10 protein-coding genes, 1 tRNA gene and 1 pseudogene are annotated in these 13,282 nt (G+C 40.6%); 1 reads left to right on the top strand and 11 read right to left on the bottom strand.

All coding sequences use genetic code 11. The features are described 5' to 3' along the window. Positions 1-20: 20 nt before the first annotated feature. The 10 genes from T344_RS0118130 to T344_RS0118085 form a co-directional block, all read right to left on the bottom strand. Entirely contained in the window at positions 21-1,007 is a 987-nt protein-coding gene (locus T344_RS0118130; RefSeq protein ID WP_004624191.1) for an ABC transporter ATP-binding protein, read from the bottom strand. Beyond that, positions 1,004-1,981, bottom strand: coding sequence for an ABC transporter ATP-binding protein (locus T344_RS0118125; RefSeq protein WP_027629883.1), 978 nt, complete (start codon positions 1,979-1,981; stop codon positions 1,004-1,006). Before T344_RS0118125 ends, T344_RS0118130 begins: the two co-directional genes overlap by 4 nt. Positions 1,982-1,995: 14 nt before the next feature. Beyond that, a complete protein-coding gene (gene opp4C / locus T344_RS31830; RefSeq protein ID WP_034862139.1) occupies positions 1,996-3,408 on the bottom strand; it encodes an oligopeptide ABC transporter permease in 1,413 nt (470 codons plus the stop codon). Positions 3,409-3,416: 8 nt separating this feature from the next. Further along, on the bottom strand, positions 3,417-4,382 hold the full coding sequence (locus T344_RS0118115; RefSeq protein ID WP_004624145.1) for an ABC transporter permease: 966 nt from the start codon (positions 4,380-4,382) through the stop codon (positions 3,417-3,419). 109 nt (positions 4,383-4,491) lie between these two features. Next, positions 4,492-6,258 (bottom strand): ABC transporter substrate-binding protein, encoded by a 1,767-nt coding sequence (locus T344_RS0118110; RefSeq protein WP_027629881.1) that lies wholly within the window; start codon positions 6,256-6,258, stop codon positions 4,492-4,494. A gap of 423 nt (positions 6,259-6,681) precedes the next feature. Then, complete coding sequence (locus T344_RS0118105) at positions 6,682-8,475, bottom strand: oligopeptide ABC transporter substrate-binding protein (RefSeq protein WP_027629880.1); 1,794 nt, start codon at positions 8,473-8,475, stop codon at positions 6,682-6,684. Between the two features lie 28 nt (positions 8,476-8,503). After that, positions 8,504-9,421 (bottom strand): ABC transporter permease, encoded by a 918-nt coding sequence (locus tag T344_RS0118100; protein ID WP_027629879.1) that lies wholly within the window; start codon positions 9,419-9,421, stop codon positions 8,504-8,506. 17 nt (positions 9,422-9,438) lie between these two features. Next, entirely contained in the window at positions 9,439-10,401 is a 963-nt protein-coding gene (locus T344_RS0118095) for an ABC transporter permease (protein ID WP_027629878.1), read from the bottom strand. A 14-nt stretch (positions 10,402-10,415) separates the two neighbouring features. After that, positions 10,416-11,342 carry an ABC transporter ATP-binding protein gene (locus tag T344_RS0118090; RefSeq protein ID WP_027629877.1) on the bottom strand — a complete coding sequence of 309 codons (927 nt, stop codon included), beginning with the start codon at positions 11,340-11,342 and terminating at the stop codon, positions 10,416-10,418. Positions 11,343-11,344: 2 nt separating this feature from the next. Beyond that, positions 11,345-12,343 (bottom strand): ABC transporter ATP-binding protein, encoded by a 999-nt coding sequence (locus T344_RS0118085; RefSeq protein ID WP_027629876.1) that lies wholly within the window; start codon positions 12,341-12,343, stop codon positions 11,345-11,347. Between the two features lie 416 nt (positions 12,344-12,759). On the opposite strand from T344_RS0118085, the gene T344_RS0118080 reads away from it, so the two are divergent. Then, positions 12,760-12,844, top strand: a tRNA-Tyr gene (locus T344_RS0118080). Positions 12,845-13,053: 209 nt separating this feature from the next. On the opposite strand, the pseudogene T344_RS31385 reads toward T344_RS0118080, so the two are convergent. Beyond that, positions 13,054-13,282: pseudogene (locus T344_RS31385) on the bottom strand (group II intron reverse transcriptase/maturase); the annotation flags it as partial.

Below are 13,282 nucleotides of genomic sequence, written 5' to 3'. Positions count from 1 at the left end.
TAATAATTGTTCATACAGTCTTATGTTGCACTGATACTTTCTCCGGCAAAATGGCACGCAACCATATGGCCGTTTCCGGCATCCTTCAGTTCGGGCTGCTGCTGACTGCAAATGTCTTTGCATATGGGACAGCGTGTATGGAAACGGCAGCCTGAAGGCGGATTTGCCGGACTTGGTATATCCCCGGTCAGAATGACTCTGTCCTTTTTAACTCTAGGGTCGGCAACAGGCACTGCCGACAAAAGCGCTTTTGTATAAGGATGCAGCGGATTCTCATACAGTTCCGATTTATCAGCCGATTCCACAATCGACCCCAGATACATTACCGCAACTCTATGTGATATATGCCTCACAACACTTAAATCATGCGATATGAACAAGTAGGAAAATCCGTATTGCTTCTGCAAATCCCCCAGGAGATTTATTATCTGGGATTGAATCGAAACATCCAGGGCCGATACCGGTTCATCGCATACTATAAACTCAGGATTGAGTGCCAGAGCTCTTGCAATACCTATTCTTTGACGCTGTCCGCCTGAAAATTCATGTGGATACCTGTCTATATGAAGCGAAAGCAGACCACACTGGTTCATTATTTCAAGCACCCGCTTCTTTAAATCCTTTTTAGTGCAAAAACCATGCTCAAGCAGCGCTTCACCTATCAGATCACCGACGGTCAATCTGGGATTAAGCGAGCTATAAGGATCTTGAAATACTATCTGCATTTTTGGTCTTAAGCTTTGCATCTCGCTCTTCTTTAATTTGAAAACATCAGTTCCGTTAAAAACCACCTGTCCGCCTGTACTTTCGTGAAGTCTTAAAATCGTTCTTCCGACTGTACTCTTACCGCAGCCCGATTCTCCAACCAACCCAAGGGTTTCACCCTTTTTTAGAGAAAACGACACGTTTTCTACGGCCTTTACATGTCCAACTGTTCTCTGTAAGATACCGCCTTTGATTGGGAAATATTTTTTCAAATCTTTTACTTCAAGCAATGTATCACTCATTTTATCTCCTCCCCAATCCTTTTACATGCAACAAAATGATCCTTTTCCACCTCAACGGCATCAGGGAATCCATTTTTACATTCTTCGCCGCACTTTTCACATCGGTCACTGAAATAACATTTATCAGGAAGATCTATCAGCACCGGTACCTGTCCCGGAATGGTATAAAGTCTTTCACTGACAGTATTCATCTGAGGTTTGGATTTCAGGAGACCTATGGTATACGGATGTGTGGGATTTAAAAATACATCGTTTACACTTCCCTGTTCAATTATTTTCCCGGCATACATAACAATTACATAGTCCGCCATTTCTGAAACAACACCCAAATCATGCGTTATCAGAATTATAGACATATCAAATTTCTTTTTGATATCCTTAAGCAAATCTAAAATCTGAGCCTGAATTGTTACGTCCAGAGCCGTTGTTGGTTCATCCGCAATCAATAGCTCAGGATTGCAGGACAGAGCCATTGCTATCATAATTCTCTGTCTCATACCTCCGGATAATTCGTGCGGATAGGAATTGAATATTTGCTCCGGCCGTGAAATTCCAACAGTAGTAATAAGTTCAACAGCCTTGTTTTTAGCTTCTTTTTTTGAAAGCTTCTCATGAAGCATAAGTGCTTCCGATATTTGATTTCCCACTGTAAAGACCGGATTCAAGGAAGTCATTGGTTCCTGAAATATCATTGAAATTCTGTTGCCGTTTATTTTTCTCATCTCATTTTGTGAGAGTTTTATTAAGTCAGTGTCATTTAATAGAATTTCCCCGTCAACTATTTTCCCCGGATTTTGAATAAGTCTCATCATGGATAATGACATAACACTTTTACCGCATCCGGATTCTCCCACGATACCAATTGTCTGTCCCTTTTTCACATCAAAGGAAACACCGTTAACGGCTTTGACGACACCGGCATCGGTATAAAAATATGTATGAAGGTTTTTAACCTGTAATAGCTTATCAGACATATCTTTCAACCCCTTTACTTTTTCATTTTTGGGTCGAAGGCATCTCTGAGTCCATCACCCATAAAGTTAATTGCTAATACTGTTACGAAAATGGTTAATCCGGGCGGTACCCACATCCAGCTTCTAAGCATGAAATCATTGGTATCACGCACCGCCTGCACCATGTTTCCCCATGACGGATATGGCATTGCAACTCCCAGACCTAAAAAGGACAGGGCTGATTCTGTCAAAATAGCATTACCAATCTCTAAAGTAGCTGTTACTATCATTGTAGGTATTACATTTGGTATAAGATGTCTGATTATTTTATGTCTGTCCTTTAAGCCTAACGCCTCTGCTGCAATCATGTACTCCTGTTCACGCAGGGACAGTATTTGTCCTCTGACCATTCTTGCCATGGTGGGCCAGTATAAAACACCTATAATTATCATAACAAAGAATACCCTGTTTTGAGGCGATACGTTTAAATCCGACATTACGGCTCCCAAAATAATAACCACCGGAAGGAATGGAAGACTCAGGAATATATCAACTATTCTCATCAATATATTATCGATCTTTCCGCCATAGTAACCTGCAATACCGCCAACAACCGTACCTATAAGAATCTCAATCAAAACTACGACAAACCCGACAGCTATTGATATCTTACCGCCATACATCAATCTGGTCAAAATATCACGTCCGCTGCTGTCGGTACCTAAAATATGAGTAGCGTTCGGTTTAAGCTTAGCGTCTATAATATCGGTCTTTAATAAGGAGTAATCGGAGAATACCGGACCATAGAAACAGACGATAACTAAAAGTGTAATAATAACAGCACCCAAAATGGCCAGTTTATTTCTTCTAAACTGCTTTATGGCCATGCTCCAGGGTGTCTGGATATTATTACCTTTATTTCTTTCAGCGCTTTCCAGCATTTTAAAAACCAAAACTGAAAATAGTGACAAAATACTGAAAATAACAAGCAGCCTGGCCCCGAGACCGGTGTGTGCAGCAATTTCACTTGACTTGAAAATGGTTTTGCCATCACCTGTTTTAGTTGCCAGCAGCATAGTCCCAAAGAAATCAGTTATTGAAGTCTGACTGTTTGAGAGCTGGATTCCATACAATACAACACCTGCCGTAATTGATGCGACAGCACCTGATAAAGCTTTTTCACTTTTTTTGACCAAATAATAAACCAATAGTCCGAGGGTAATAAGGAAAAAAGCAAATGTGAAAAGCAAAAATATGGAATTACTGTTAAAAACGTAACTTTTGGCACTTTGAGATAACTTTTCCAGCTCAATTCTCTTATATAAATTTGTTAACAAGCTTAACCCGTTTATGGATTTGTAATCCTTAAAAGTGAGAAATGGCAGAAAATAACAAGCAGCTGATAATATTACTAATATTATTGATAAAAACTTTATAATTTTTTTCATACTCCACCTCACTTCAGCTTTACTCTTGGATCAACTACCGCGTACAGAATATCCGACAGCAGATTGCCCAATAAGGTTAAAACGGCAACAAACATTGAAAATCCCATCAGCAAAGGATAATCGCGTTTTGTTACAGCGTCCAGTGCAATTTTTCCGATTCCCGGTATTCCAAATATACTCTCGGTTATTATTGCACCGGCAAAAAGGGATGGCAATGAAATTCCAATGTAAGTAACTACGGGAATGAGAGCATTTCTCAAGGCATGCTTGTATACAACCACTTTTTCACTAAGCCCTTTTGCTCTTGCCGTTCTGATATAATCCTGCTTTATAATTTCCAAAACTGAAGTTCTGGTATATCTCATCAGCTGACCAATGCTTAAAAAAGCCAATACCAATGACGGTAAAATTACATGCTTTAACCTATCCAGCAAAAACTGAATTCCGGCAAAACTTGTGCCCGGAGTATCCAGCCCCGCAAGCGGCAGCCATTTCAAATCCACGGCAAAAACTTTTATCAAGACCAACCCCAGAAAAAAGGAAGGCAAAGATATTCCTATCAAGGCAATCACAGTGAAAAAGTAATCCGTCTTGGAATATTGATGAGTAGCACTGATAATACCTATTGGGATTGCTATCAGCAATTCCAGGATAAATGCAATAATAGCAATCAGGAATGAATTCCATACAAATGTACTTATGACTTTGGAAACAGGCTTCTGGTGGGTGAATGAATCACCAAAATCACCATGTACCGCACCCGATATCCATTTTACATATTTGACATGGATAGGATCGTTAATTCCATACAGATCCTTTAAATGCTGTATTTGTTCCTGCGACATATGCGACGTCTGAGCTTTGGCGTCTATAAAATTTCCAGGAACCAAATTTATTATAAGAAAAATTATGATAGAAACCCCAATTACGATAGGAATCATCTGAAGTAATCTTCTGGCTATGTAATTCCACATTTTTCCAATTCTCCTGTCGTTATAAAAATTCAAAAGAATGCCCGGACAAAAAATCCGGACATCTTTTAATCAAAAAGACTTAAATATTCATTTACAATTGTAATAAATATTATTTTACTTCACACTTGTAAATGTTATAGAAGAATTCTCTGAATGAGGAAGTTTCATAACCTTGTATTCTTGCATTTGCCACCCACATATCACTTCTTTGATAGATGTACAGGAATGGAAGGTCATTATTGAGTATTTTGTATATCTCTTTATAAATTGGTTTTCTGGCTTCAACAGTTAATTCAGCCAGGCCTTTGTCATAAAGTTCATCAATTTTAGGATTATTGTAGTTATTGTAATTCTGAGGACCCTTTGACTTAAATACATTAGCCATTGAGCTGTCAGGATCCGGAGTTAATCCGGCAGCCATAAAGAAGGCTTCCAGCTGCTTCTTTGAGGACTTTTCCTGGAGTGTAGGCCAGTCAAGATTTTCAATAGTTACATCTATGCCGATCTTTGCATAGTCATCCTTCATAACAGGAACCATTATATCTGTAACGGCATTTTGAGGCATACATGAGAACTTGATTGTAAATACCTTGCCGTCTTTTTCACGTTTTCCGTCTCCATTAAGAGTCCAGCCTGCTTCATCAAGCAGCTGCCCTGCCTTATCAAGGTCAAAATCATATGTGTTGCAGCCCTCGTCATCATATGCCCAGGATACGTTTGATTCAGGTATATTAACTACATTTGCATATTCACCGTAAACTTTTTCAACAACAGCTTTCCTGTTGAGAGCATACATTAAAGCCTGTCTGACTCTTACATCACTGAATTTTGGATCAGCCTCGTTAAATGAAACATAACCGAATCCGTTGGTCGGGAATCTCATTATGTCTATGAAACCTGCATCTTTAGCAGCCTTCATGTTGTCAGGTGAAACTGTTGCCATATCTATATCGGTTTCTCCAGCCATAACTCTCTGTAATTCCTGTCCTTCCGGAGTTATGGAAAAAATAAGATTTTTGATTTTAGGTGCACCTTTGAAATAATTTTCATTTGCTTCGAGTTTTAATTCCTGGCCTGCTTTATACTCTACAAACTTGTATTGACCTGTTCCCATCGGAGTGGAAAGCTTTTCCTTAACCTTTGCAATGTCACCTTTCTTGAAGTCGGGAGCATAGTGGCTCTTTTCCATCAAAGGAACCTGAAGGTTGAATATAGCAGCTCCGCTTGCCTTGTCACAAGTTATTTCAAGAGTCTTGTCATCAACAACCTTTATCCCTTCAATAGTTGTTGCGCTGCCGTTTTTATAAGCATCCAATCCTTTTATATACGCTTTTGTAATATCATTTGGTCCATCGTACTTAGGATCTGACAATAAATAGTAAGCAAATTCCAAATCCTTTGCAGTTGCAGGATTTCCGTCCCAGAACTTAACTCCGTCCTTAATGGTAAATGTATACTTCAGACCGTCATCGGATATCTTGAAATCAGTTGCAGCAGGAATTGCCTTACCGTCAAAGTCAGGATCTATGTTGAAATCAAACATAGTGTAGCACATATACCAGTCATATGAGTTATCGCCAAACATTACACTGAATATACCCGTGGTATCGGAAACACCAATAACCAATGAATCTTTTCTGTCTAAAGCCACTTTCGGACTCTTAGACGCGTCGGTAGCCTGAGTATAATCTACCTTGTACTTTGCAAAATCAAAACCGGTTGCTGCTGAACCTGTGGAACTTTCTGCACTGGTGCTGGAGCCCGCCGCACTCGTTGTACTTCCGGAAGTATCTCCGCTGTTGGAATTGCCGCCGCAGGCAGTAAGTGACATTACTACTGCCAGTGACAACGCCAGAATAGATAACCTTCTTTTCATTTTTTTAAATCCCCCTTAATATAAAATAAAAAATAATAAACAGCCATAATAAAATAAAAAACTTATTTATGGTACTGTTGTATCCATAATATAAAACTGCTGTTCTGTTTATAAAAAAAACACAGACAATCCTAAACATTAATGCTTCATTGCACAAGTTTCAGAACTCATCCATGTACTTTGTAATGATGGATAATACGAAGTTAAGTATTAAATTTATGTAATTTTTTCATTAAATACTTTATCATAACTTGTCATAGTTTTCAATATATTACAAGCAAATTGTTAATAAAGAAATATTCCCGTCGATTGAAAAGTTAAAATTCCCCCTCTCTGCACTACACACAAAGCGCCAATCACTTATAAACACGATTGGCGCTTAAATAAATTTTTCTACGTCTTACCATCAGAGTATATTTTACCTTACTTAACGTCCGCCTTCTTCATAGGAGCTTCTGCAGTTAATTCAATTAAGTGGGCAAAGCACTTAATATCAAAAGATGTCACCTCATAATTTTTAACACGGTTGTTCACTGCCTCAAGACCCATTCTCCACATTGTGGGAATTGCTGGGGCCTCATCAAAAAATACCTGCTGGAATGCGTGGTATTTTTCGGATAGAAAAGCCTTATCCCATGCCTTTTCGGAGGAAATGTCACTCATTATAGCATCTAAGGTGTCGCTTGTATATCTTGTGTAATTTGCAGATGAGTCGGGCCCCCAAAGATTTTTAGGATTGGGGTCAAAGCCGGTCTGCCATGCGCCGTCGTACATATCAATCTTGGGATCATCGTGCTCAACTGCATCATAAAAAGCGTTGAACTCGGTCAAACGGCCGTTGTATAACTCAACCTTCAGGCCTACATCCTTCCAGTTCTGAATTTTGAATTGTGCATAAGTATCAGCACCTTCCCCATCCATTGTCGCCCATGTAATACTGAAAGATTTTCCATTGGGATCCTCGCGGTAACCGTCATTGTTGACATCCTTGTAGCCCGCTTCATCCAGCAGCTTCTTTGCCTTTTCGGGATCATATGTATAACCTGCAATTTCAGTGTTCTGGTATGCCGCATGTCTGGGAGTAACAACTGTGGTTGCAAGGAAACGCAGACCATTATACAGCTCTTTTGCGATTTTATCATTGTCAACTGCATAGCCGATTGCCTGTCTCAGCTTTACATTTGCCATTTTTGAATTTGGATCATAGATGTTTTTATTATTTTTTTGATCCCATTTACCCAATTTAAATGCCGTGTAATTGAAAACAGTCTGGAGCTGTCCCAGATAGGAGAAATTCTTAGGCTCCTTGTAGTCTGGATACTGCTGCTGTGAAAACAATGCAATATCAAACTTGCCTTCTTCCATAGCGGCCGGTACCAAGTCGGGAGCTATTACAGTAAGTGTAACGCCAGCCAGCTTCGGCGCACCCAGATAGTAGTCGTCATTTCTTACAAGTTCAACCGACTCCCCGGAAACAATGCTCTTTATCTTGAAAGGACCAAAGCCAATGGGAGTTTTGCGTGATTTTTCATGAGCCTTCATCTCTTTTACCGGAATTTCTTCATAATAATGCCTTGGAATAGGTGCAATCCAGATGCCTCCTACAAGAATGGAGGGGAAGAAATTCTTAAACTTGATAGTTAACGTCATCTTATCAGCCGATAATTCCAGACCGGATATTGTTTTGGCCTTGCCCGCATGGAACTCTTCCACACCGACAATATTTGTGAATTGCTCATCATAGCGCATCCCTTCATAATCCTTATCACAAATTATTTCATATGCATATACCAAATCGTCCAGCGTTACCGGTTGGCCATCATGCCACTTGATACCGTCCTTCAGCTTCAGCGTCATGGTTTTTGCGGTCTGATCATAAGTATAAGTGGCTGCTCCGTCCTGATCAAAAACAAAGTTTTCATCAGCACTTAAAACATTCTCCATGAACCACTGATAAATATCAGCATCAGGCTGATTATCCGAGAAACATGGATTAAAAATTCCTTCAAAAGCAGAAGCTGACACCACCGCAACCTTTAAAACTCCGCCTTTGATGCTGGGCGCATCGTTTGTGTTCTTTATTGGGAACTTTGCCATAACCTCCTGCATAGATGACTGTGAATTAATGGCCGCTTCCTGACTTTTGCCGCAGCCGGAAAATGTAGTAACCGTCAAAGCCAACGTTAGTGACAGTGCCAAAAGTCTTTTCATTTTCATAACTATCTCTCCCTGTTAAATAAATATTTTATGCTACCCTTTGTTTGGCGTCAGCCGCTCTTTTAACGGCCTGCCCGACAAAATATATACAAAGCATCATTACCACGATCAGTATTGATGCAGGTAACCATTGCCAGGGTCTGCGCTGCAGATTATCCGGATTCATGGCATAGTTGATCAGTGTACCAAGGCTTGGCGTATTAAATGGAAGGCCGAAACCCAGAACGGTCAAACCGGTCTCTAAACCCATATTTCCCGCCAGATTCAACGTCAGATTTACAATAATTATAGAGCCTATATTTGGAAATACCTCCCTGAACATTATGACAAAATTACGGGTCCCCAGTGTCCTGGAGGCCTGCACATAGTCCAGGCTGCCCTGCTGTAAAGTCTTTGCTCTTGTGAGCCTTGCATCGCTTAACCAACTGAGAGCCGATACAATCAGTACGAAGGTAATAACATCATACTTTGGTATAATGGATATAATAGCAATAATAATCATCAACCTCGGAAGCATCGATATAAAGTCAATTACTCTCATGATTATATTATCAGTTCTTCCTCCGAAATAACCGGCAATCAAGCCGACCAGTATGCCCACTATTCCGCATAATGCGGTAACACCTATAGCTATCAGGAAGGAATTTCTCGCACCCAGAAACATCTGACCCACCATATCTCTCCCCGAAGCATCAGTCCCAAGTATGTAATCAGCTGACGGCGGCTTATTGATCATACCCAGCTTTACTTTGACGGCCTCTCCCAAATCAAAAAACGTAGAACCAATGAAAACTGTAGCAAAAATAATTATCAGCAAGATGAATGAAACCATTGCCAGTTTGTCATGTACAAGCTCTATCCGTACCGCTCTTCCAAAGGATGGTTTGTTCAGAAGCTTTTTGCTCTCATCTGTCTTTTTACTTCTTTTATTCTTCAAATTTTCCATTATTTACGCTCCTCTCATTATTTTATCCTGATTCTTGGGTCTACGGCCGACATAATAATGTCGGAAATCAAAGTACCAAGAACCGTCAGTACGGCGAATAAAATAATCAGGGCATTTACCACCGCATAATCCCTGCGCAGTATGGAGTCGAGGAAAAGGTTGCCCATTCCCGGATAGGAGAAAATTCTCTCGATAAATATGGAGCCGCCAAGCAGGAACGCAATATCATACCCCAGGTTTGCAGCAGTAGGAAGAAAGGCATTCCTTAAAATATGCCTGGTGTATATGGTTTTCTCAGGAACACCCTTTGACCGGGCAGTCATAACAAAATCCGAAATTTTATAGTCAACAATCTCACTCTTTAAAATCTGAATAACACCCACCGGGTATAGCACTCCCCCGGTGATTGCCGGCAGCAGCATATGATGAATCCGGCTTAAAAAATACGAAAGGGTTCCAGGCTGCATGCCTACATTTACGGTTCCGCCCATGGGAAACCAATTTAATTTCAGCGAAAAGAAATAAATATTGATAACACCCAATACAATGGACGGCATTGCCAGAGCCAGAAACGTGTAAAAACTGATTGCCTTGTCTACGGGTTTTCCGTTAAACCTGCCAGATATGACACCAAATGATACACCTATGATATATGTAATTCCCAAGGTAAGCAGAGAAAGCCAAAAGGTGTTAGCCGCACGGTTTCCGATCAATTCCGTCACCGGAATCTTGTAGCTGGTGCTCTCTCCCAGATCCCCACTTAAAGCATCTGTGACCCATCTGCCGTATTTTACATACCAGGGGTCATAAAAACCCCATTTTTCACGAAGCTCTTCCAGCCTTTCAGGTGACACATTGGGGTCGATTTTGCCGGTCAGTGCATCCCCCGGCATAAAACTGGCAAGAATGAACACCAGCAGACTCAGTACGGCAACCTGCGGGATTAATACCAGAAGTCTCCGTAATATTGTTTTCCACATACATTTCTCTCCTTCTACGGTAACGCGACAAAGTGGTCGTCTCCGGTTTTTTTCAAATCATAAACCCGCTGGTCTTTATCATAATATATGTGGTACTTGCTTTCATATTCCTCCGCAACCTGCTCTCTGAAATGCTGAAGCTCTTCCCTCCTGTCCGGATTGATGTCTGGAATGGCAGCAAGCAAACGCTTGGTATAAATATGCTGCGGATTTTCGAATATTCTCTCCTTAACGCCCTTTTCGACAATCCTCCCTTTGTTCATTATTATAAGGTTTTTACACATATGCTTTACTACACCCAGGTCATGGCTGATGAACAGAAATGCCAGATTGAACTGCTTCTGTATGTCCTTCATGAAGTTCAGCACCTGCGCCTGTACGGATAAATCCAGAGCTGACACCGGTTCGTCTGCAATAATCAGCTTGGGCCGTAAGGCCAGCGCACGTGCAATGCCGATTCGCTGCCTCTGCCCTCCAGAGAATTCATAGGGGTATTTAAACATTGTCTCGGAAGACATCCCCACAATTTCCAGCAGCTCTTCAATGCGCTTTTTTTCTTTGCCAGCCGTCTGCTTTTCAAAATTCCGAAGAGGCTCAGCAATAATATCCAATATCCTTTTCTTAGGATTCAGAGAAGAGTAGGAATCCTGAAATATCATCTGTACACTTTTCCTGTAGGAGGAGTGATTTTTTCCGATATACCTCGTGATGTCCTTTCCATCGAAAAGGATTTCTCCTGCCGTTATTTCCACAAGTCCCATGACGGCTTTGCCTGTAGTACTCTTCCCAGAACCGGACTCACCCACAAGGCCCAGGGTCTCACCTTCATCAATCCTGAAGGAAATGCCATCCACCGCTTTGACGTAACTCTGGACTCTGCCTAAGATTCCTCCCCTGATGGGATAATGTACTTTTAAATCGTTTACCTCAAGTAAAGCCAAACCTACCCCTCCCCTCTCATGGAAAAGTTTTTATAGCAGGAGCACAATACAAAATGCCCTTTATCTACCTCGTGATACTCCGGATGCTCTTCATGCTCCGATTTGTCAACCCATGGAATTCTGGGGGCAAATCTGCAGCCTTCCCGTTCCATATTCTTCAGAGAGGGCACCATCCCTTCAATTACATGCAGTCTGTTCCCTTCCGCCGAATCAACACCTGGCACTGATGCCAGCAGCGAGCGGGTATATGGATGAAGTGGATTTTTGAAAATAGCACCAACCGCTCCGGTTTCCACAACCTGACCGGCATACATCACCGCCACCTTATCGGCCATTTCTGCGACAACACCCAAATCATGCGTAATCAGAATAATACCCGACTTCATTTCCTTTTGAAGCTTCTTCAATAAATCCAGAATCTGCGCCTGTATAGTGACGTCGAGTGCTGTGGTTGGCTCATCTGCAATTACCAGAGACGGCTTGCAGGCCAGCGCTATGGCAATCATTGCCCTCTGCCTCATTCCTCCCGAAAGCTCGTGAGGAAACTGAGAATAGGTTAATTCAGGAGATACAATGCCTACTCCCTCCAACAATTCAATAGTACGAGCCTTTTTCTGCTTCTTGTCCATTTTCATATGGAAGGTCAACGATTCCTCAATCTGCTCCCCAATTTTCATCAGTGGGTTTAAAGCAGTCAGAGGATCTTGAAAAATCATTCCAATATCCTTGCCCCGGAATTGATTTAACTCGTCCACATTCATAGTCAGGAGATCAGTTCCTTTAAAGTATATATTGCCTTCCACCTTAGTATAGGTACTGTTATGCAGACTGAGAACGGATAGGGCAAGTGCACTTTTACCGCACCCCGATTCACCTACAATAGCAAATACCTCATTCTCACTTACGCTCAGCGAAACACCGTCCACTGCAGCATAATGCTGCCCGTCAATGCGAAATGAAGTAATAAGATTATCAATTCTCAATAACTCATTCTTTTCCATAACAATCCCCCGTCAAAAACATAAAAGCTCCGGAAAAGACATTACAAAATGTTCATACACCAGGCAGATGTGTCCATTCTGTTGTCTATATTAAAAAACACAGACAATTCCAAATATTTATGCTTCATTGCATAAGTTTAAGAACTCATCCATGTACTTTGTAATGATGGATATATAATCAGTTGTAAAACTTAATATAATTTTTTCTTATACTCTATCATAACTCGTTATTTATTACAATATATTACAGATAATATATTATAAGGCATTTGTTGAAATATATTGAAAATAATTTGCAAAAGAGTTTTTAAATATTTTGTTTCATGATTTGCCGTTATCTTTTTCAAAAAAAGGTTGACAATTCGCGATAATTACTGCATAATCTTATTTGTTGTAAAAAATAATAATATTTCCGTGGAGGGGTTCCCGAGTGGCCAAAGGGGGCAGACTGTAAATCTGTTGTCAGTGACTTCGATGGTTCGAATCCATCTCCCTCCACCACCAAAGCCTTGTACATATGCATTAACGCTGTGTGCGGGGTTTTTACCTTTTATGGTTAATTATTTTCGGTCTATTTTATATAAAAATGTATTAAAATTTTTTACCTAGAAAATAAAGAAAGTAGGGAAACCAATTTCTTGGCTTCCCCCTTATCAAACCGTACGTGCCCTATTAAGGCATACGGCTTACCAATTGTAGATTTTGATTCATCAAGTTAAAGCAAATCTTTGTGCGTTAGCAATTTTTGCAAGTCGGTCAGGAGTATAATATTTCTGGCCTTTTTCTTTTAGTCTCGCTATTTGCTTTTCTCTTTTCGTTCTTGTTTTCTTTGTCTGACGCTCAATGTACTGTTCTAGGGTGTAACCAAACATTTTGCTGTAGTATAGCCAGTTTGAGGGTATCAATCCTATACGGCAGAAGTATTCTATATTCCATTTT

The organism is Ruminiclostridium cellobioparum DSM 1351 = ATCC 15832, from assembly GCF_000621505.1.
GTDB lineage: Bacteria > Bacillota > Clostridia > Acetivibrionales > DSM-1351 > Ruminiclostridium > Ruminiclostridium cellobioparum.
Note: the sequence above shows the minus strand (reverse complement) of the source record. Positions and strands in the feature narration are given on the sequence as shown.